Source organism: Microcoleus sp. N3A4 (genome assembly GCF_036701805.1).
Lineage (GTDB): Bacteria > Cyanobacteriota > Cyanobacteriia > Cyanobacteriales > Microcoleaceae > Microcoleus.
In genome coordinates this window covers 1-20,431 of the sequence record NZ_JAUBRJ010000067.1, presented here as the reverse complement: position 1 = coordinate 20,431, position 20,431 = coordinate 1, and the positions used below count along the sequence as shown (strand labels likewise).

Annotated in this window: 22 protein-coding genes and 1 tRNA gene; 12 read left to right on the top strand and 11 right to left on the bottom strand. The window is 45.9% G+C overall.

The genetic code is table 11. The features are described 5' to 3' along the window. Positions 1 to 293 precede the first annotated feature (293 nt). The 4 genes from QUA56_RS28520 to QUA56_RS28505 all read left to right on the top strand — a co-directional run bounded on the left by QUA56_RS28520 (position 294) and on the right by QUA56_RS28505 (position 7,492). A complete protein-coding gene (locus QUA56_RS28520) occupies positions 294 to 740 on the top strand; it encodes an SRPBCC family protein (protein ID WP_172187574.1) in 447 nt (148 codons plus the stop codon). A gap of 421 nt (positions 741 to 1,161) precedes the next feature. Further along, positions 1,162 to 3,180 carry a serine/threonine-protein kinase gene (locus QUA56_RS28515; RefSeq protein ID WP_333364895.1) on the top strand — a complete coding sequence of 673 codons (2,019 nt, stop codon included), beginning with the start codon at positions 1,162 to 1,164 and terminating at the stop codon, positions 3,178 to 3,180. A gap of 86 nt (positions 3,181 to 3,266) precedes the next feature. After that, positions 3,267 to 3,340 (top strand) — tRNA-Val (locus QUA56_RS28510). Positions 3,341 to 3,916: 576 nt separating this feature from the next. After that, positions 3,917 to 7,492, top strand: coding sequence for a PAS domain S-box protein (locus QUA56_RS28505; RefSeq protein ID WP_333364892.1), 3,576 nt, complete (start codon positions 3,917 to 3,919; stop codon positions 7,490 to 7,492). A 288-nt stretch (positions 7,493 to 7,780) separates the two neighbouring features. On the opposite strand, the gene QUA56_RS28500 is transcribed toward QUA56_RS28505, so the two are convergent. The 7 genes from QUA56_RS28500 to QUA56_RS28470 all read right to left on the bottom strand — a co-directional run bounded on the left by QUA56_RS28500 (position 7,781) and on the right by QUA56_RS28470 (position 11,773). After that, entirely contained in the window at positions 7,781 to 8,314 is a 534-nt protein-coding gene (locus QUA56_RS28500) for a hypothetical protein (RefSeq protein ID WP_333364889.1), read from the bottom strand. A gap of 13 nt (positions 8,315 to 8,327) precedes the next feature. Then, positions 8,328 to 9,134 (bottom strand): hypothetical protein, encoded by an 807-nt coding sequence (locus QUA56_RS28495; protein WP_333364886.1) that lies wholly within the window; start codon positions 9,132 to 9,134, stop codon positions 8,328 to 8,330. Positions 9,135 to 9,139: 5 nt separating this feature from the next. Beyond that, a complete protein-coding gene (locus QUA56_RS28490; protein ID WP_333364883.1) occupies positions 9,140 to 9,961 on the bottom strand; it encodes a TIGR04255 family protein in 822 nt (273 codons plus the stop codon). Between the two features lie 115 nt (positions 9,962 to 10,076). Next, on the bottom strand, positions 10,077 to 10,379 hold the full coding sequence (locus QUA56_RS28485; RefSeq protein ID WP_333364881.1) for a hypothetical protein: 303 nt from the start codon (positions 10,377 to 10,379) through the stop codon (positions 10,077 to 10,079). Between the two features lie 21 nt (positions 10,380 to 10,400). After that, complete coding sequence (locus QUA56_RS28480) at positions 10,401 to 10,562, bottom strand: hypothetical protein (protein ID WP_242728623.1); 162 nt, start codon at positions 10,560 to 10,562, stop codon at positions 10,401 to 10,403. A gap of 7 nt (positions 10,563 to 10,569) precedes the next feature. Then, the gene (locus QUA56_RS28475) at positions 10,570 to 11,568 is read right to left on the bottom strand and encodes a hypothetical protein (protein ID WP_333364879.1); all 999 of its coding nucleotides are present in this window, start codon (positions 11,566 to 11,568) and stop codon (positions 10,570 to 10,572) included. Then, complete coding sequence (locus QUA56_RS28470; RefSeq protein WP_333364876.1) at positions 11,552 to 11,773, bottom strand: hypothetical protein; 222 nt, start codon at positions 11,771 to 11,773, stop codon at positions 11,552 to 11,554. Before QUA56_RS28470 ends, QUA56_RS28475 begins: the two co-directional genes overlap by 17 nt. 40 nt (positions 11,774 to 11,813) lie before the next feature. Between QUA56_RS28470 and QUA56_RS28465 the strand changes: the two genes are divergently transcribed. Beyond that, complete coding sequence (locus QUA56_RS28465; RefSeq protein ID WP_333038831.1) at positions 11,814 to 12,086, top strand: helix-turn-helix transcriptional regulator; 273 nt, start codon at positions 11,814 to 11,816, stop codon at positions 12,084 to 12,086. Between the two features lie 31 nt (positions 12,087 to 12,117). Here QUA56_RS28465 and QUA56_RS28460 read toward each other — a convergent pair whose 3' ends face one another. Continuing rightward, on the bottom strand, positions 12,118 to 12,378 hold the full coding sequence (locus tag QUA56_RS28460) for a hypothetical protein (RefSeq protein ID WP_333364873.1): 261 nt from the start codon (positions 12,376 to 12,378) through the stop codon (positions 12,118 to 12,120). Between the two features lie 34 nt (positions 12,379 to 12,412). Here QUA56_RS28460 and QUA56_RS28455 point away from each other — a divergent pair, with 34 nt between their 5' ends. The 3 genes from QUA56_RS28455 to QUA56_RS28445 all read left to right on the top strand — a co-directional run bounded on the left by QUA56_RS28455 (position 12,413) and on the right by QUA56_RS28445 (position 14,553). After that, on the top strand, positions 12,413 to 12,661 hold the full coding sequence (locus QUA56_RS28455) for a helix-turn-helix transcriptional regulator (RefSeq protein ID WP_333365031.1): 249 nt from the start codon (positions 12,413 to 12,415) through the stop codon (positions 12,659 to 12,661). Positions 12,662 to 12,718: 57 nt separating this feature from the next. After that, a complete protein-coding gene (locus QUA56_RS28450; RefSeq protein WP_333147253.1) occupies positions 12,719 to 13,000 on the top strand; it encodes a helix-turn-helix transcriptional regulator in 282 nt (93 codons plus the stop codon). Positions 13,001 to 13,290: 290 nt separating this feature from the next. Beyond that, positions 13,291 to 14,553, top strand: a complete 1,263-nt coding sequence (locus QUA56_RS28445) for an RNA-guided endonuclease TnpB family protein (protein WP_333364870.1) — start codon at positions 13,291 to 13,293, stop codon at positions 14,551 to 14,553. 105 nt (positions 14,554 to 14,658) lie between these two features. Here the strand turns inward: QUA56_RS28445 and arfB are convergent, their stop codons facing one another. Next, on the bottom strand, positions 14,659 to 15,072 hold the full coding sequence (gene arfB, locus QUA56_RS28440) for an alternative ribosome rescue aminoacyl-tRNA hydrolase ArfB (RefSeq protein WP_333201433.1): 414 nt from the start codon (positions 15,070 to 15,072) through the stop codon (positions 14,659 to 14,661). Positions 15,073 to 15,447: 375 nt separating this feature from the next. Further along, positions 15,448 to 15,918 (bottom strand): restriction endonuclease, encoded by a 471-nt coding sequence (locus QUA56_RS28435; RefSeq protein ID WP_333364867.1) that lies wholly within the window; start codon positions 15,916 to 15,918, stop codon positions 15,448 to 15,450. 383 nt (positions 15,919 to 16,301) lie between these two features. Between QUA56_RS28435 and QUA56_RS28430 the strand changes: the two genes are divergently transcribed. From QUA56_RS28430 to QUA56_RS28420, 3 genes are all read left to right on the top strand, one after another. Then, positions 16,302 to 17,261: an NAD-dependent epimerase/dehydratase family protein gene (locus tag QUA56_RS28430; protein ID WP_333364864.1), complete on the top strand. Its 960-nt coding sequence runs from the start codon at positions 16,302 to 16,304 to the stop codon at positions 17,259 to 17,261. A 252-nt stretch (positions 17,262 to 17,513) separates the two neighbouring features. Further along, complete coding sequence (locus QUA56_RS28425; protein WP_333364861.1) at positions 17,514 to 17,711, top strand: hypothetical protein; 198 nt, start codon at positions 17,514 to 17,516, stop codon at positions 17,709 to 17,711. Continuing rightward, on the top strand, positions 17,695 to 17,952 hold the full coding sequence (locus QUA56_RS28420; RefSeq protein WP_333364859.1) for a hypothetical protein: 258 nt from the start codon (positions 17,695 to 17,697) through the stop codon (positions 17,950 to 17,952). The genes QUA56_RS28425 and QUA56_RS28420 overlap by 17 nt, the downstream gene beginning before the upstream one ends. 31 nt (positions 17,953 to 17,983) lie before the next feature. Here the strand turns inward: QUA56_RS28420 and gnd are convergent, their stop codons facing one another. Further along, positions 17,984 to 19,438 carry a decarboxylating NADP(+)-dependent phosphogluconate dehydrogenase gene (gnd, locus tag QUA56_RS28415; RefSeq protein ID WP_333364856.1) on the bottom strand — a complete coding sequence of 485 codons (1,455 nt, stop codon included), beginning with the start codon at positions 19,436 to 19,438 and terminating at the stop codon, positions 17,984 to 17,986. Between the two features lie 427 nt (positions 19,439 to 19,865). Here gnd and QUA56_RS28410 point away from each other — a divergent pair, with 427 nt between their 5' ends. Further along, complete coding sequence (locus tag QUA56_RS28410; RefSeq protein ID WP_333364853.1) at positions 19,866 to 20,288, top strand: hypothetical protein; 423 nt, start codon at positions 19,866 to 19,868, stop codon at positions 20,286 to 20,288. Positions 20,289 to 20,431 lie beyond the last annotated feature (143 nt).

The following is a 20,431-nucleotide window of genomic DNA, read 5'->3' as shown; positions in this document are numbered from 1 at the left end:
CCTGGGAATACCTATCAGGAGGCTCCGCCTCCAGTATTTAGACAGAAAACGCGAGGCAGAGCCTCTAGAAATGCGTTCCCAGGCAGAGCCTGGTAACCAGAAAGCTTACAGTCATTAGTCATTAGTCCTCTCTCGTTTTCTCTAGTTCCCAGGCAGAGCCTGGGAATACCTATCAGGAGGCTCCGCCTCCAGTATTTAGACAGAAAACGCGAGGCAGAGCCTCTAGAAATGCGTTACCAGGCATAGCCTGGGAACCAGAAATCTAAAATCTAAAATCTAAAATCTAAAATCGCATGACTGATTGGTTAGAACACAGCGTCCAAGTAGAAGTGGCAATTCCCATCGAATTAGCGTGGCAACTCTGGTCAGATTTAGAGCAAATGCCGCGCTGGATGAAGTGGATCGAATCAGTTCGGGTTCTCGAAGACAACCCGGAATTATCGCGCTGGAAACTCGCAACTGGCGGGTTAGAATTTAGCTGGCTTTCTCGGATTCTCAAATTAGTGCCGAATCAGATAATTCAGTGGGAATCGGTAGACGGTTTGCCAAATCGGGGTGCGGTAAGATTTTACGATCGCAAAAACAGCAGCATTGTCAAACTGACAGTAGCTTATGGAGTTCCCGGCTGGCTGGCAAAATTGATGGACAATTCATTTCTAGCGCGAGTAGTTGAATCGACTCTTATGGCTGACTTGGAAAGGTTTAAAGAGTATGCTCTGAAAGTTAAGGCGACATCTTAAATTATGAGGATTAAAGTCATGAATACTAACCAGTTTGCAGTCATGACTTCAGTCCTTTAATTTCTAATACCAATTCTCGCCTCCAGAAAGCAAAAATGATGAGTGTGGGTTTATTTGCTGAAATATTGTGTAAGGTGCGTCGCTCAAAGATTGTGGATATTATTTAAGATTTAAGGGTGGCGACGCACCCGGAGCGATACTATTGCATGAGTTTTGAGAATTAGTATAATTTATGACTTATGCACCCGAACAAAGAAACCGGGTTTTTGAACCGAGATTGAAAGTTTGAAGCAAATATTTTGGTGAAAAACCCGGTTTATGGTCGCCCGTCCGTCCAAGACTATAATTGTAACGCGAGAGTCGATCGCCCTTTTGCCTCAGTATCATAGAGAGATGCTGCTGATTCCTTCTCGCTTCAGTTATGAGTTACTGCCTAAACCCCACCTGTCAAAACCCGCAAAATGCCGATCGTACCCAATTCTGCCTGAATTGCGGCTCCAAACTGTTGCTGAGAGAGCGTTACCGCGCCATCAAACCCCTCGGGCGCGGCGGTTTCGGCCGCACTTTTTTAGCAGTAGACGAGGATAAACCCTCAAAACCGCGCTGTGCAATTAAACAGTTTTTCCCCCTATCCCAAGGTACCAGCAGCAGCGAGAAAGCAGCAGAATTATTCAACCGAGAAGCGGTGCGGCTGGACGAATTGGGGAAACACCCGCAAATTCCCGAATTGCTGGCGCACTTTCAGCAGGAACGCTATCAGTATTTGGTGCAGGAATTTATAGAAGGTCAGAATTTACAGGAAGAGTTATTGCGGACTGGGCCTTTCAGCGAAAGTCAGATTCTCAGTCTGCTGAAGGATTTATTGCCAGTATTGCAGTTCGTGCACGATCGCAGTGTAATTCACCGAGATATTAAACCGCCAAATATTATCCGCCGCCGCATTTCTCAAACTCCCATCCTTTATACTTACCCCACATTAACCGGGGAATTAGTTTTAGTTGATTTTGGCGCTGCAAAAGTTGTGGAGGGTTTGAGAGAAACCGGTACAGTCATCGGTTCTCCCGAATTCGTCGCGCCGGAACAAATTAGAGGTCAAGCGGTTTATGCCAGCGATTTGTACAGTTTGGGAGTAACTTGCATTTATTTGCTGACTCAAATATCTCCTTTTGATTTGTTTGATATCAATCAGGATGCTTGGGTTTGGCGAGACTTTTTGAAGGTTCCAATCGATCCGAAATTAAGTCGCATCCTCGACAAAACGATCGAACCGAGTCTCAGTCGCCGCTACAAATCTGTAGCTGAAGTCTTGAACGATTTGCAGCCGCAGTCGGCGGCGCAGGTTCCGACTCCGGCGGCCCCTGCTATTTCCGTACCGCAGAGGATGCCTGCGGTGCAGAATGCAGTGCCACCAACGGTTGCAGGCACAATTATACCTGTGCCGCGGATGCAGCGGGTTGTACCCGCACGCGCGCCCACTTGGAGGTGTGTTCATACTCTGGTGGGGCATTCCAATGCTGTTACGTCGGTAGCTTTCAGTCCAGATGGCGCGACTTTAGCTAGCGGGAGTGAGGACAAGACGATCGAGATGTGGAAGTTGGATGCGGGTAAGCGGTGGTACACTCTTACGGGTCATTCTGACTGGGTGACTTGTGTGGCGTTTAGTCCTGATGGCGCGACTTTGGCTAGTGGCGGCCGGGATAAAACAATTCAAATTTGGGATTTGAATAAGGGTAAGTGGTGGTACGCTTTGCGGGGTCACGAGGACAGGGTTTATGCTGTGGCTTTCAGTCGGGACGGTCAGGTTTTGGCTAGCGGCAGTCGGGACAAGACTGTGCAGTTGTGGAATTTGAATAAGGGAAGGCGGATGTCGGCTTTGACTGGTCACTCTGGCGGGGTGGAGGCGGTGGCTTTTAGTGCTGGCGGGGAGTTTTTGGCTAGCGGCAGTCGGGACAAGACTGTGCTGTTGTGGGATTGGCAAAATGGTCGATCGATTTGTACTCTGGCGGAGCACGGGGATTGGGTGCGGGCGATCGTTTTTGCTGCAAACTCCCCCAACTCCCTTGCCGGCCCGACCCCCCCCAGCCCCCCCTTGGTAAGGGGGGGAGTAGCAGAAGGATTGATTTTGGCGACGGGGAGTCGGGATGGTACGGCGAAGCTGTGGCGGGTGGACGCACAGGGGCGAGGGACGCTGTTGCGGAGTATGAGGGACAATTCTGGGGATGTTTTGTGTGTGGCGTTCAGTCCCGATGGTCGGGTTTTGGCGACGGGGAGTCGGGATGGCACGATTTATTTGTGGGATGCGGGTACGGGGGGTTTGCTGGAAATTCTGACGGGCCACGCGGGGGAGGTTTTGGCGGTGGCGTTTAGTGCTGATGGGGGGAGTTTGGCTAGTGGTGGGGGCGATCGAACTGTGAAGATTTGGCGGGGGATGGGGAGTTAAGGGCGATGTCAAGAGTGCCCGCCTAAAAAATCTCATATTTATGCTTGACAGGCGATCGAAGGTTGTGCTACATTAGGAATTCGTGAGGACGCATAGCTCAGTTGGTTAGAGCACTACGTTGACATCGTAGGGGTCACTGGTTCGAGTCCAGTTGTGTCCATACTTAAAACCCGCCCACAAAGCGGGTTTTGTTGTTTCTACAACTTGTTTCTACAACCAAACTGCTAGATTTGGCATTCTCAATTAGGAATGACAGAATATGTCTAGGTCAGAGATTTAGTACAGTCGCCACGTTTCGTCGAGGCTTTTGCTCGGCAGTTGCACAGTTTGCATGAGTTCGGTGTTAAAGAAACGCTAGCCCGATTCTCGCAGGCACCATCCCCATCCGCGAACAAAGCGCAAGCAAGCAGAACAAGAACGAAAACAAATGTTAGAATGCGAGCACCTTACACAGTCCGAAACAGAAGCCGCGAACCGGATTAAAGACGAATTTGTAGCGGTGCTGTCCCATCAGTTGCGATGCCCGTTTGCTTAAACATTGAATGGCTGAGGTTTGGCGCATACTATATATTAGGACTTACGCACCAAAAGCCTAAAACCTCGATCCCCCCTTTTTTAGGGGGGAACAGTCAAAGTCCTTAAAAAGCGGGGCTAGGGGGATCTCTGCGTAAGTCCTGTACATCTTGATTCCCTAACAATAACTGGCAGAATAGGTAAATAGGCAGGACTAACCGCAATGAATGTAGAGCGTACAAACTCCTTGAATCATCCAGAAGAACTTACTGTAAATTTTTCTCAAGAGCTATGTACAGAGTGCCAAGCAATTGAAGCACGATTTGCGGCGATCGTAGATCGCATGGCTGAGGCATTCATTTCTATTAATTCAGAGTGGCACTGCACCTATGTCAACCATAAAGCAGAGCAGCTTTTAAACAGAAACCGGCAACACCTGATCGGCAAAAATATATGGACTATATTTTCGGTCGATCTTACATCTGAGCTATATAAATATTGTCATCGAGCGATCGCAACGCCAACTGCAATCGAGTTGGAAGAACACTACCCCTCACTCAACAAGTGGTTGAGAATTCGCCTCATCAAGAGTGAAGATGGCTTACTTATTTACTTCCAAGATACTACTGAAACATCTGAAGTCGATCGACAATTAAAAGCCGAAATCGCCAAGTCCCAGCAGGTGGAAGCCACTCTTCAGAAAGAACAGGACTTTTTGAAGGCAATTCTAAACAACGTTCAAGCTGGCATTGTGGCTTGCGATGCCGATGGCATATTGACGGTATTTAACCAAGCAGCTAAAGATTTTCATGGATTACCTCCAAAGCCATTACCACCCGGTCAATGGGCCCAATATTATGACTTGTATTTGCCAGACGGCAAAACACGCATGAATACAGAGGATGTTCCCCTGTTCAAGGCATTGCAAGGACAGAACGTTCGTGATGTGGAAATGATGATTGTTCCGCAGCAGGGAACTGCGCGAATGCTGTTAGCAACTGGACAGGCAATTATTGCCGCAAACGGCGAAAAACAGGGTGCAGTTGTCGTGATGCACGACATTACACAGCGCAAGCAGGCAGAAACTGCTCTGCGTGAGGGTGAAGCGCAATTATCGAGCATCTTCCAAACTATTCCTGATGGGATCACCATTCTAGATTCTACCGGACAGATTATTGCGGCAAATAGGGCAGCAGAGAGGATTTTAAGATTGACTCTCAGCGACATTGTGGAGCGAGGCTATAACGATCCCTCCTGGTTCATTACAACCGTGGAGGGTCATCCTTTCCCAAAAGATGAACTGCCGTTTGCGAGGGTGATGCAAACTGGTGAGCCTGTTTATAATATTGAACATGGCATTAGCCATGCCGATGGAACTCGCACGATTCTCTCGATCAATGCTTCCCCTTTGTTTGACCCAGAGGGACAAATTATCAACATCATTGCTGCTTTCAGCGACATTACTGAACGCAAGCAAACCGAAGACGAACGAGTACAGCTTGTTAAAGAACAGGCAGCCCGTGCTTTAGCAGAGAATTCTCAGGAAAAATCAGCATTTTTAGCGGAAGTGAGTGCTGTCCTTTCCTCTTCGCTAGACTACGAACAAACTCTCCAAAGCGTTGCAAAGCTGGCAGTTCCTTATTTTGCAGATTGGTGTAGTGTCGATCTGTTAAATGACGATCGCACGATCTGTCGGGTTGCAGTTGCTCATTCAGATCCCGAAAAAGTGAAGTTTGGTTGGGAGTTGGCTCAACGCTTTCCCAGACAACTCGATGAGGCGTATGGCATTTCTCAAGTCATGCAAACAGGACAGGTTGAAATTGCCATTGAGATTACAGATGAACAGTTAGTTGCGGCAGTGCCGAATGCTGAATACCTGGAAATCATACGTGGAGTTGGGTTAAAGTCCTGCATCATTGCACCGCTACAGGCACGCGGGCGCGTGTTGGGTAGCATTACGTTGGTGTTTACTGAATCCGATCGCCGCTATTGCCTGGAAGACATTGCTCTGGCTGAAGATTTGGCTCAGCGAGCAGCGATCGCCATTGATAACGCTCGTCTCTATAATGAAACACAACAAGCGAAATTAGCCGCCGAACTCGCTGCTAACCGGACGGCTCGACTGCTGGCGGTGATGACAGCTTTGTCGGAATCGCTAACCTCGGCTCAAGTGGCTCAGGTGATTGTTCAACAGGGAATGTCCGCACTGGGAGCAAGTTGTGGTTTGGTTGCCGTATTAAACAAGGATGCAAGCGAACTGGAGATTATTCAAGCGATCGGGTATGAGCACGTAGGAGAATTTCAGCGCAGTTTTTCGATTCATGCGCCCTATCCTCTCGCACAAGCCGTGCGAACTGGGCAACCTGTTTGGTTAGAAACCATCGAAAACCGAATTGCCCGTTATCCTGATTTAGCTGAAGCTTATGCCAAGGTTGGTTCAGAAGCCTGGATTTCAGTACCATTGTTGATTGAAGGACAAGCCGTTGGTGGACTGTCGCTGAGTTTTTCGACCGTTCCCCAGCTTTGTGAGAGCGATCGGGCTTTCGTTTTGGCACTGGCACAGCAGTCGGCGCAGTCGATCGACCGAGCACGGCTCTACGAGTCAGAATCGCAAGCACGGGCACAATCCGAAGCAGCTAACCGAATTAAAGATGAGTTCTTAGCTGTCTTGTCGCACGAATTGCGAACTCCGTTGAATCCTATTCTGGGTTGGACTCGGCTGCTGCGAAGGGGAACCCTGGATTCTGGTAAGACGGCGGTAGCTCTCGAAACGATTGAACGCAACGCCCAGTTGCAAGTTCAACTGATTGAGGATTTGCTGGATATTTCTCGCATTCTGCAAGGCAAGCTGAGTTTGAACTCTACTCCTATTAATTTGAAAACAACGCTGACAGCCGCGATCGAAACAGTTAGTTTAGCCGCTGAAGCGAAGAACATTCAAATTGAAACTCAGCTAGAACCGAATGTGGGCGATGTGTTAGGAGATGCTACCCGATTGCAACAGGTTGTCTGGAATTTGCTCACCAATGCCATTAAGTTCACCCCAACTGGAGGTAGAGTTGAAGTTGAGTTAAAAACGATTGATTCCTCTGCTCAAATTCAAGTCAGGGATACAGGGAAAGGAATTAAGCCAGAATTTATTCCCTATGTCTTTGACACATTTCGGCAAGCCGATAGCAGTATTACGAGAACATTTGGTGGGTTAGGGCTGGGATTAGCGATCGTGCGTCACATCGTTGAGCTACATGGTGGAACTGTCAAAGCCGAAAGTTTTGTAGAAGGACAGGGAGCAACATTTACTGTCACATTTCCCTTATTAGCCAGAAACAATGAGGCAAACAGCGATCGCAAGGAAAATCTATCACTCAATGCTCACACTTCACCCTTGGCTAGATTATGTATCCTAGCAGTCGATGACGAACTAGACAATTTAGAGTTAGTTCAATGTATCTTGGAGCAAGCGGGAGCCACCGTGATCTCTGTATCTTCAGCAACAGATGCGCTACAACTACTTAATGAATCTAAGCCAGATGTTTTGATTGCTGATATTGGAATGCCACAAATTGATGGCTATAAGTTGATTCGTCAAATCAGACAACTATCGACACAGGAGGGAGGAGAGATTCCCGCGATCGCACTTACTGCCTGTGCCGGAGACATCAATCAGCAGCAAGCACTAGATGCTGGCTTTCAAAGGCATCTTTCCAAGCCGGTTGAGCCGGAAATGTTAGTGCAGACAATTGAGCAATTGCTCGATCCAATTGGGATAAGCAGAGCATTAAACATCTCCGCAAATTAAGCTTCAGCTACCTCGGTACAAGGATTTCAAGTTGATTATGGGAGATGTCTTTTGAGTATAGTCTGGGAAAATGTCATGAATTGAAGCGATCGACAGACGCATAGCTCAGTTGATTAGAGCACTAAGTTGACATGGTAGGGGTCACTTTTTAAAGTCGAGTTGCGTCCATCAAAAGGAACCAGAGTTTACGAGTCCGGTTTCCCTGGGATGGCTTTTGCTGTGGTGGGATAGAAAAGGGCAACTTAGTCCGAACATACAATTGATTAGCTATCACTCTTATGGAAATATCTATGAATCCATAATGTGAAAACAATCCTTAGATGCGAGTTCCGCTAATTGGACTCGCAAATCCTTGCGAAGATTCTTCTGCTGCCTGTTAGTTAATCCAGCGGGTACAGATTTCTCATCCAGTCCTGTGATTCCAGAATGACCATCAGCACCAGGGCTACAATCTCTAACAAGCTCACCCTCTATTTCCTGAAAACGGTAAACCCATATAACCTTTAACAAATTAGGATATACGCATTCCCCAGAATTTGCTTGAATTTTACAGATTTCATTAACTTTGAGACGAAGAACTAATTTTCGAGGCGAGTTTTCTGAAAGGAATTTGTAAGCTTGTTCAGGTGTTGTAAGAGAGTCTACCCAAACGCTCAGGTGGGGTGGAACTGATTTTTTATCATCTGACGACAGAATAAATTCCTCCTCCAATTGGATCGCTAAGATATTGCCCTTTTCTGCAAAGTCTTTAGGCGGTCGAGCGAGTCTCAGGACACCATACGCATCGGGGAGTGGAGTTAAATTATATCCAACTGAATCCATTCTGAAGAACAACTTATTCGATAAAGAGCGAAGCTTTGTCCAAAATATCACCCGAAAAACCCTGATCGAGCGTCGTATCTTCTCCCCACACTTCTCCCGTGTTTCTGTTACGGTAGAAAAATTCTATCTCACCAGTGCCAAAAATCTCACACTCTAAGTAGTGTTCAGATTTTGACCAAGTGTACATAAAATTATTTTTTGAACCTGGACAAGCATCTGGAACCTCCAACCACAGTCCTCTTGCTTGAAATAGACTTGTGAGTCTTTCCCACACAGACCAGGATAAATTGAGAACTCTTTCCGAAAATTCTGTCTCTCCTGTTACTCTTGCTTCTTTTTTTAGTGAGTCAATATATACCCGAAGATTTTGATAACGTTGTTGCTGAGGATGGATAGCCTCAACTTTTTTAGGTGTACGGGGTAAATTTTTTGACAAATCACTGCTTGGAGATGACAGAAATTTACCACGCCGTTCTTTTGGAGCACTTTTAATAAAATTAGCTTGATGGCCAACAGGTTTAGCCAATTCGTACACAGCTATTTCGCGACTGAAGTCTCTGACCTTATCCTCATCAATGTTCTTAAGCTGCTCAGCATAAATTCTCGAACCCATATTTATCTGCGTTCGGGGGGAAAGCGGATAATATTTTCTAACTTCAGCATTCCCAGACTCAGCGGAGCTCTGTGCTAATGAAGGAACGTATTGAATCATTCGGACAGGAGTGGAAGAAGAGCTTTTCGGAGATGTTTGGAGCGTTGTTAAAAAAATTGGTTTTTCTTCTTGTTCGGCTTCCTTCAATGAAGATGTAATCATAGTCATAAGCTTTACCCTCTCCGCTTCCAAATATTTGTCTGGATTTTTTTATCAGTTAAATCAGCAAATGCCTGTACAGTCCATTCATGTGCCACATCAAACCAATTTTGCATTAAATCCAAAGAGCTATATTTGCCAATTCCCCGAACACTTAATTCAAAAAAAAGAGTGGGATGGTTGTCAGCAAGTCCATTCCTGATCAATATATGTAATCTGCCAAATTCTTCTGGCAAATCAAATCTCGTATCCCAATGAATATATTGAGGTTTTGGAAGAAATCTCTCTAGACTGTTCTGCCATTTAAAGTCAGGAAAAATTTTGCCGATGTCCTCAAGAGTTTCCCATGCTTCTCCTTGTGAAATTTGATTGACATAAGTTAGTTCATATTGACGTATCTGAATTGTACCTAGCTCCCCCTCTTGTAGAAAAGCATTAAAGCTTTCAAAATGACCTTGAAATGCTTTAATAACGCTGTCATATCTAGGATACTCACTATTTGGACTAATTTTTCTCCAGTTATGAATCAGCCGATCTCGCTGGATTTGGACAACCTTTGTGTCATCAGAGCTAATGAACCATACTCTGGGCAAATAAGGAATATCACTTTCTTCCAGCATAGTTTCAATAACCTGATTATTGAAAACTTCTACCTTTGGTGGTAGGGGATCAACCTCGTAGCAAAACGGGTAGTCCGGTTGAAACCTCTGCCATAAGAAGCCGATATGGGGAGTCAGTAAGGCTTCGATAGGGTCGAACAAAACACTGCAAACCACCTCATTAACAGGTGGTTTCTCATAAGATAGTAATTGCCTGCTGTCTACGCCTAATGTCACGCTGCCTCCTGTGGTTTCCTGACAAAACTACTCCTTAGATTTATAGTCTAATATTCAGTCTAACTCAGTATGAACCACGTTGCTCAATCGTTAAGATAACGTTGGCTCCGATCGGCTATCCTCGCCGACCATGCTCTTTGTCCCGGGCGAACAGGGCTATCAGCTTTTCCGGTTGAGACTGTTGATGCCAAACCATCCAAGTTTTAAGAGCTGAGGTTTTTGGTGTTCCATCGCCTCTACAAAACTCATAAAACACCGCAGACATCACCCGTCTACCCACAACGCTGGCACACCTTAAACCCCGGCCCACACTTGGGACACTCCTACAGTAAACGCAACTAATGTCGATCGCCCCCCTGCATCCCCAAATCATCTCAAATCCGATCGCCCGCCCACGATATCTGTAGGGACACGGCACTGCCGTGTCCTTAGCCTTAGTTTACCTGCGACAGCCTTGGGCGATCGCCCTCAACACCGCTAGCCGCACTTCTGGATGAGATTTCTCAAGCCCGTTAGCCCGAAAAATCCAGTGTCCGCCGCCCGCGTGTTCGATCGCAATCTTCTGACCGTCAGGCAAAACTATTTGCCACCAATTCAACACAGTGGCTTTAATAAGGTGGCACTGAATTTCGTTCAGTTGAATCTCCATTAATTTCAGTTGACGCATGATTGGATTTTGGGCAGATGACTTCATGATTTTTCTCATTTAATGAATTCGACTGTTTCTCGGCTTGGATTTCTGTTTGCCGATTTTTAAACTTAACTTCACCTTCCGAAGTTTTCGCCTTAACTTCCCCTTCCGAAGTTTTCGCCTTAACTTCCTTTTTACCACCTTTCGGCACAACTTTGACTCCAAAACCTTTAGACTTAACTTTGTCTTTAGCTGCCGGAGGGCTCTGTTTCGTTGCCGGCTTCTTAAACTCCGCGTCTAATTGGTCTAAAATCTCCTCTTGTTCGGGAGTGTGTTCTGCTGGCTGCTCTAAATTTCTGGGATTGTATTCGTCAACCAACCTTGCCAAAAATTCCGAAATTGACAGTCCGGCTGCGGCTGCTTTTTTGGTTAAAAGGGCGTAAGTGTCGGTTTTAATCCGAATTTGTTTGAGCCGGAGGTTGGGATTGTTGTCAACTGTTTCGGCAATAGTTACTGCGGTAATCCTTTCTTTTGGTATGACATCAACAACTTCTTGCCACTTTTCCTGTAAAAGGCAGTCGCCGTATTGGTCGGTTACTGCGTGTTTGAACAAAGGGACAACTTGAGCGACGCAGCTAGGCAAAATCTCAAATCCGGCTTTAATTAAGCGCAGGCAAATGCCAGCAGATTTGATGATTTGCGTGCAGTAAAAATACTGCCTGCCTAATGCTTGTTCGCAGTAACTTTTAAAAGTTTTGAACTTGTCTTTGTACAATCGCAGTTTTCGGATCGCGTCCAGCATGATTCCTTGCCGCACGTAGTCTAGGAATCCCCTTTTAATTTCGCCTGTCAGGTAGTCTAAATCGTGAAAGGGAGATTGATTCTGGATTTCTTCTTCAAAGTCTAGCAGCGGGCCTGCAAAGTGAAAGTTGGAGGCGACATCGCCTAGGTAGAAGTTGTCAATTGATGTGGACATGATCTGGAATGGTTCGAGAAAGGGCACGATAGCACGGAAGTTGTGCGATCGCAAAGTTGAAGTTTTGGTCGGGCTCTTTGGTACAATTTTGAGTTGGGTTGTGCTGTGGGTCGATCGACCTTTTACATCGCATCACCTCAAGGCGGTTATTCAAAACTGCAGGTTTTGGCTGTTCTGCCTGACCGACCAGCTTTTGTTCTGTCACTTGTGTCTCATTATGAGATGTCGATTTAAATTTGTCAAGTATGACATCTCAATTTGAGATTTATGTTACAATGTCATCAAGAAAAGAACGAAGACAGGAGGGCAATTCACCATTGGAAGCCCTAAGAATCAACAAAACAGACTTATCACAAGATGAGTTTGCTTTTAGATGCGGGATTCCCCGGGCCACGTATCATAGATGGATATCTGGAGCCACAGAACCAAAATTTTCTCTCTTTCAGTTGAAAGCTATTTGCCGAGAACTAAAAATAGAAAAAATAGATGAACTTCCAGAGAGCTTTGGGCCGAATTAGCAATTAAATTAAACCAACAGTTAAAAAATTATTACTGCTGATACAATTTTGAGTTGGACACTCTTGTGAGGTCGATCGACCTTTTAAATGGCATCACCTCCTCGGGCTTGAGGAAAAGAGGCTTGAGGTATGCGCCCAACCCCCAAACAAACGCTTGGGTATGCAAGCACAATTGATAGACACGAAAAATCAGGCGGTTCTTCAAACCTGCATTTTGACCTTGGAGGCTCGTTGAGCGGCCTTTGTTTTGCCTATCTACTAGCAGTTTAGTGCCAGATACCAAATTTGTCAAGCACTATTCTGCTAGCAATTAACTGCTACAATTGATGGAAGCTAAAGATCGAGAAACCATAACCTTGAAAAACCTTAGAGAAAGTGCAAATTTGACCCAACCTGAACTTAGTCGTCGAATGGGGGTAGGAATTCGCATTATTGGCGATTGGGAACGAGGAGAATCCATTCCTCGCTTTGATCGGGCCATTGCTCTGGCGCGCGAGCTAGGCGTACCACTAAAAACACTTGCTAGATGTATGGGACTAGACGTAGCCAAAATTCCCGATGACCTACCAACATGAAGTTTACGTCTTATCAAAGTCTCTATCAAGACGTTTGCATCATGAATATTTCGTCCCATGATAGAAGAAGATTTACAAGAAAAGGAGAAGTCTCCATTGAGACTACTCAGAGAACAAGCTGGACTAACACGCCCTCAAGTCAAAGAAAAAATCGGAATTTCCGAGCGAAGACAAGCTGACTGGGAATTAGGCAAGGCTCTACCTAATGCTGAAAACATACTTGCTATGGCTAACCTGTACCAGGTTTCTCTAAAAACTATGTTTGAGCTTTTAGGATTAGACGTAACCAAAATTCCCGATGACTTACCAAGTCGATCGCCCTCGCCGAACGACAACTAACCCGCAGGGGTTCGGAAAAGTCTAGGGTTTGAAACTGTAACGTAATTCTTGGACAGAGTTACCCATTGATGGAATTTTGGGGTAACTCTCTAGCCAGCCTCTCGATAACGTCACTAAGACTGCTTGCAGTAAGTTCAACTTGCTTTTCCTCTAGCCACTTAGTAGCAGTCTCGGTCAGACTTAGGTTGACTTTACGCTTAGGCTCGCTGTAGATCTTTTTTCTAGGCATTTTGTCATTCCGCATTAATTCCGCATACAATAAGAGTAAGGCAGAAATGAGGTAAAAGCAAATGTTACTCAGCTTCAGGACGGAATTAAAGCCTAACAATAAGCAGGTGACTAGATTTCGGCAACATTGCGGGGTAGCAAGACACGCTTACAACTGGGCGAATTCAATCATCCTTGAAACCTTGAAACTCAGGGAAGCCGACAAAACGGTTAAGATTCCTTCCGCTATCGATCTTCACAAGCGTTTAGTAGGGGAAATTAAACCTTTGCATCCCTGGTATTACGAGTCATCTAAGGCAAGTCCGCAGCAGGCTCTGACTGAATTGAGAACGGCTTGGGATAGATGCTTCAAAAAGGTATCTAACCAACCTAGGTTCAAGAAAAAAGGTGTGTCAGGTGACTCTTTCTACCTAGAGCAAGGAACCAAAGCAAAACCAGGAATTAATAACGATGGCAAGCGTGTCAAGTTACCTAAAATTGGTTGGGTTAGCCTGCACGAACCATTACCAATTATGGCATTTCACAACTGTGTAATCAGTCGAAAAGCCGACAGATGGTTCATTGCTTTTAAATACGAAATTGAACAGCCCGCAACTCCACCTGACCGTCCTACTGCTGGTGTCGATATCGGCATCAAAGAATTAGCTGTTTGTTCTAACGGTCAAGTCTTTGCCAATCCCAAAGCTTACCGTGGGATGAGTCGTAAAATGAAACGCCTGCAACGCCGTGTTAGCAAGCGAGTCAAAGGGTCTAACAACCGCAATTCGGCAATCGCTAAACTAGCCAAGCTGCACCTAAAAGTGTCAAACATCCGAAAAGACGCCATTCACAAGCTGACAACTTACCTCGCCAAAAACCACAGTGAGGTCAAGATCGAAGACTTGAATGTCAAGGCATTTTTGAAGAACCACAAGTTAGCTGGTGCAATCGCTGATTGCGGAATGTACGAATTTAAGCGGCAATTGGAATATAAAACCCAAAAGTTTAACTCCGAGTTGACGCTTGTAGATCGATTCTTCCCTAGCAGTCAAATTTGCTCAAGTTGCTGCAATCATCGGCACAAGATGCCGTTGAAAGTCCGAGTTTTTGAATGTCCCGATTGCGGAAATATTCAAGACCGTGATTTAAACGCAGCCAAGAACATAGAACGTTGGTTTGAAGGTATTTTTGTACCGGAACGTTCTGAGAAGGCGGTGAGTTCCACCGCATCAGCCTGCGGAGTAGACAAACCCGACAACAGTCATGTTGTCGCTACTGTGAAACAGGAAGTTAACACCAAAATCACCCATGTCCAGCTATGTCGAGATTTGGGTAGCTATGGGTAAGTTTAGTGGAACGGAAAAACGCTTAACGATTTACCTAACAACTTAGGCCCACCAAATCCCGACTGACAACTAAAAACTCAAAAAGCCCGATCGACCTTTCATCGATCACTCCGTAATTTTCCCTCTCAGAGCTTTAATCTGCCCTCGCTTGGTTTTGCTGTCGAGACGCTTGCGCTGGGAACTACGAGTCGCTTTGCTGGGTTTGCGCCTTTTCGGTATGACGATCGCACTTTTAATGAGTTCTTGCAGCCGTCTCAAAGCCTCCTCCCGGTTTTGTTCCTGGCTGCGGTGTTCCTGGGCCTTGATGACAATCACACCTTCGGAGGTGATGCGCTGGTCGTTGATTTGCAACAAACGCTGCTTGTAGCGATCGGGCAATGAGGAAGCTGGGATATCAAAGCGCAAGTGAATCGCACTCGCCACCTTATTTACATTTTGCCCCCCCGCGCCTTGAGAGCGAATCGCACTAATCTCGATTTCGCCGTCTGGAATGAACACAGTATTAGAAATTTGTAACATGATGAATATAGCGGTTCGAGCGAAAGATTCGCGGACGTAGTTGGGCCCCGGCCCAATAAGTCTGGGTGGTTATGTAAGCTGTCAGTCATACCTCATCTTTTTGAGAAAGGCTATAAGTGAAATTAAAGATACTGAGAAAGCAGTGCATCTTTTATATATAACTTACTGTAGTTAGGGAACAGGATATTACCCACAATCTGGAAACGGCAGTGCCGTGTCCCTACAATTAATCGGGGAATAGTTGCATCTGGTGCGAGCGCAAGCGATTATTTTGGGGCGCAAGAAACGGCACTGCCGTGTCCTCTCCGTTGCTATTTTTTGACTACTAACAGTAAACAGTCAACAATTCCGGGATGAGTGCCACCGGAATCAATCTTATTTACAATTCTTAGCTATCAGAATGAATTCGATGAGTCTTTTTCTATCCCATAACTCCACGTCGTTAGATTTAGCAAGTTTGCAAGCGTTTTCTGTAAATTTGTTGTTCGTGATTACTCTGCCTTTATTTCCTTTGTAATGTCTGACGGCTCCTGCTACTTCTTGAACTGCTTTAATCCCAACTGGATTTTTGCTTCTTTTCGCTTGAACCACAGTTTTTAATCCATCTTTGTATAAAATTAAATCCGCCCCATAATCTTGACTATCTTGAGTTAAAGTAACATTATAACCCAACTTTTCAAAATGGATATATAGAAAAATTTCAAACTCTTTTCCAGTCATGGTATCCACTTCCAGAATACCGCTGTATGATAAACGTTTTCTTGATTCTTCTTCTTTCAAAGTATCAAAAACCGCTGCGGCAATATCACCGATAACGGCAGCAGCTCTTACTATAAAAGGTTTCATGAAATTACCTTTGTTTTAAACAATTAGTTATTCTACCACATTTTCTCAGTATAGTTATCTAGGAAGCCCAAGCACATTGCGCTCTTAATTACTGATTAATTAAACATAAAATCCTCTTCTTTGAGAGTCCCGACTGATTAAATAAGTCAGGGATCTGGGTATTCTATAGCAATCCTAAATGATTTGCTTGCATTATACGCGAGCTTTCTGGCTCGCACTGCAAGGATTCTGGTCTCGCTCGAGAGAGGCGACTGATGCGAGGATTGCTATATAGCAAAATTCTCAGCAACTGATCTCTACAATAACTACTTTTTCTATCAATAGAGGGTCGCGCCACTGCGGTCAAAAATAGTAAGCATATAGAAGACACGTTATCAAAACACATGACAGACACAAAGCTGAGCATTGTCATTACAGGCGCAGATACTGAACTCGGACAAGCAACCGTCCGGCAGTTTGTAGCGCTGGGACACAAAGTCACGGGATTGACGCAGGACAAAGATGGTGCAGCAACCGTGCGTTCCCACGGCGGAATCGCGGTAGAAACTGATCCATCCAATGCTGTTGAACTCAGGGAGGCGATTCTGGCTGCTAATGCAGATGTGGTTGTAAACCTGACTCCCCAAAAGGCAAATACGCTGCTAAGCGATGGGCAAGATTGGAAAGGATTTGATAAAACTCTTTCGGCAACGACTGCTGCATTGCTGACAGCGGTAAAAGACACAGATATCAAGTTGCTAATTCACACCAGCTACACTTTTCTGTATGGCAACACGAGGGATGCGACAGAAAGCACACCGCTGAGTATACCTGGTGATGACCCAATTTTCAAAATGGCGATCGCCACCGAAAACCAGGTCACAAACAGTCAGATTCCGGCTTGTGTATTGCGGCTGGGATACCTCTACGGGCCGCAATCTGAAGACTTGAAACTTTACATCAAATCGTTCAAACTCGGTCGTCCCTATTTTGCCGGGCCTGACAGCAATCTGGGAAACTGGCTGCATTTTGAGGATGCTGCGATTGCCTTGGTACAGGTAGCCCAACAGCAACCGAAAGGTGCAATTTTTAATGTTGTGGATGGTGTTCCGGTGTCTTTTGCTGATTTTATCGATCGATTTGCCTTCACGCTGGGCAGAAAACGCCCCGGGCACATCCCAATGTGGCTGACACCTCTGGCACTCGTATTAGTTGTCACCCCTCAACAAGTGGATTTGTTAAAGCTTTCTACTACCGTTGGGTGCGACTCATTCCGCAAGCAGTTTGGGTGGAGTCCGCGCTATCCCAGCTACCGGGAGGGGTTGCAGCAAACGGTTGATACGTGGGGTTCGAGTGCTGCTTAAATTGTTTTGATTCCAGGCAATGTTTGCTTTGAACTTGAATAACTTGGACTTGGGATTTTTGTATAGCAATTCTAAATGATTTGCATGATACGCGAGCTTTCTGGCTCGCACTGCAAGGATTCTGGTCTCGCTCGATTTTGCGACTGATGCGAGGATTGCTATATATACTCAAGTTCAAGTATTGTTTACTCAAAATCCTGTTAACAATGGGTGATACAATAGCCAACAGGCTCAACAACAATCGATCGACCTATGCCATCATCAGGAGTCCAATACTTAATTATTAATGCCCTGGAAACTCTGGACTTGCTCATCTGGAGAATATATGATGAAGAAAAGGGCTTTTGGTACATCGAAACCCCTAGTCGAGTTTTACCAAGGGCTGCTATACTACAAAGTGGCGAGATTGTTCGTATAGACGAGCTTGAAGACTATGACGAAACCGCATGATATCAGAAGAGAGCAAGACCGCAGATTAGGAGAATTAATGGCGATCGCACGTCAGCGATTCCTCGATGCAGGCGGCGATCCTCGACACCCGCCATCAGGTTTAAAAGGCGATGATTACATGACAGACGAAGAAAGACAAGAAGCACTTACGATCGCCCGATCGCTCTTTAACGACGAATATATTAAAAGCTATCTCAAAAACAAACGTCAAAACAATTTGCAACTGCCAATCAATTCGTAAGGTGCGCCGAAACGCACCCTACAAAAATTAATTAATCCGTAGTACCAGTTTGCAGCGACTCTTTAGCAGCCTGAGTCCACTCCGAGTGGAAGAATTCGCCTCGCGGTTTGTCGGTGCGCTCGTAGGTGTGAGCCCCGAAATAATCCCGCTGAGCTTGCGTGAGGTTTTGCGGCAATCTTTCGCGCCGGTAGCTGTCGAAATAGTCCAGCGAGGCGCTAAATGCTGGTACTGCAATCCCCAGCGTGCTAGCAGCAGCTAACACCTCCCGCCAAGCTGATTGGCGATCGAGAATGCTCTGTTTGAACTCCGGCGCTAACAGCAAATTCGGCAGCGCGGGATCGTCCTTGAAAGCTTTTTTAATCTTGTCCAAAAAGCCAGCCCGAATAATACAGCCACCTTTCCAAATTCGGGAAATTTCGCTCAAACTCAAGTCGTAATTGTACGACTTCGATGCCGCGCTCAACAGCGCCATACCTTGCGCGTAGGAACAAATTTTCGAGCAGTAAAGGGCATCCCGAACTTTGTTGACAAACTCTTTAGTATCGCCTTCATACTTGGCGCTAGGCCCGGTCAGTGTTTGGGAAGCTTTAACGCGCTCGTCTTTGTAAGAAGACATGATTCTGGCATTCACAGCAGCGATAATTGTGGGAATGCTCACGCCCAATTCCAAAGCACTCATAACAGTCCAGCGGCCGGTACCTTTCTGACCGGCTGCGTCCATAATTACCTCAACTAAGGGATGCTTAGTTTCCGGGTCAATGTACTTGAAAATGTTAGCCGTAATTTCAATCAAAAACGAGTTTAGTTCGTCTGTGGTATTCCATTGGGCAAAAACTTCCTGCAACTGCTTGCCGTCCAATCCAGCAACGTTTTTGAGCAAATCGTAGGCTTCAGCAATGAGCTGCATATCCCCGTACTCAATGCCGTTGTGAACCATCTTCACGTAGTGACCGGCACCCCCAGGGCCGATGAATGTGACGCAGGGGCCGTCATCTACTTGAGCCGCAATTTTGGTGAGAATTGGCTCTAGTATGCCGTAAGCAGCGTGGGTGCCACCGGGCATCAAGCTAGCACCGTTGAGCGCGCCTTCTTCGCCGCCGCTGATGCCCATGCCGACAAATCCCAGTCCCGCTGCTTCTAAATCTTTGGTGCGGCGTTCGGTGTCGTCGTAGAGAGAGTTGCCGCCGTCAATAATCATGTCGCCCGGTGACAGCATGGGTTTGAGCTGGTCGATGACTGCATCTACGGCTTTCCCAGCTTGCACCATGACTAAGATTCGGCGCGGGGTTTCTAGGACATCGACGAATTCTGTCAGAGTCTTGGCGGCTACAATGTTTTTGCCGGGGGCGCGTTTTGCCATGAAGTCGTCGGTTTTGGCTGCTGTGCGGTTGTACACAGCTACGGAGAAGCCTCTGCTTTCGACGTTGAGCGCTAGGTTTTCGCCCATCACGGCTAGACCGATTAAACCAAAATTTTGCTTTGTCATGCTAATAACCCGCTGGTTGTTCCCGCTTGAGGATAGATTTGCGAGAGAGGAAAGCGAGGCGGGGTGTACCGCTTTCCGGTGGACTAAAGTATCGGACAATAGACCTATGAAGTTTAAGCTAACATCTTGCACCATTGTCAATCAGTCTTTCACGGGCGGGCAGGATGCCCAACCCCTAATCCCCACAAGAAAATTTACTCTTTGGTTCACAGGCATCTTGCGTGTTCTCGATCGTGGTGCAAGATGTCAGTTTAAGTGTATTTTTATATTCTAAAAATTGATGTTTGGTGAATCAGTAGGGTTTTTTTAAGATTTAAGCCATATTAATGAAGCGGGTAGGTGATGATAAGGCAGGTATTATGTCGATCGCAGTAACGGTAGATACAAACAAGCGGACATTTTAAGGAAAATTTAGGAGACTGTAACTATGGAAGATTTGCAGTATCTCGCGGCCTGGGTGAAGGAGCAACACGCTCGCGAGTATATTTTGACTTGGCTGCTGAGTCAACAGGGGCTGTGGTGGTCTGATGGGGACATTTATCAGGCTGTTTTGCAAAAGTCGGGAAAGCTTTTGAAAGCTTACGTTCAAAAAAGGCAAGCGGGAGAGTTATTTGAGGGAATTTCTGAGAAGTTGGTAGGAGATGAGAATTGGGATGATTTGGTGGTGAGTTTAGGGCGAATTGTTGCTGTTTATCAAGAGGAATTGCTGAAGTTGCAAGAGCGCGATCGCCGTGGAGATGGGGTAAAAAAAAAATTGATTAGCCAACCGTTGACAGGAGATTCTTTGTCGCTTTTGGAAGTGCAGCAAGCTTTGCCAGATCCTTATGCGGATACGCTGACGGGGAGATAGTTATTGGTTATTTGTTATTGGTTATTTGTTATTGGTTATTTGTTATTCGTAGCAGGCAACAAATAACAATAATATCCTTTCCGGTTGAATCGGAATAGTGCGAGTGTCCCCGCTCGCGATCCATGCCGCGAGCGGGGACGCTC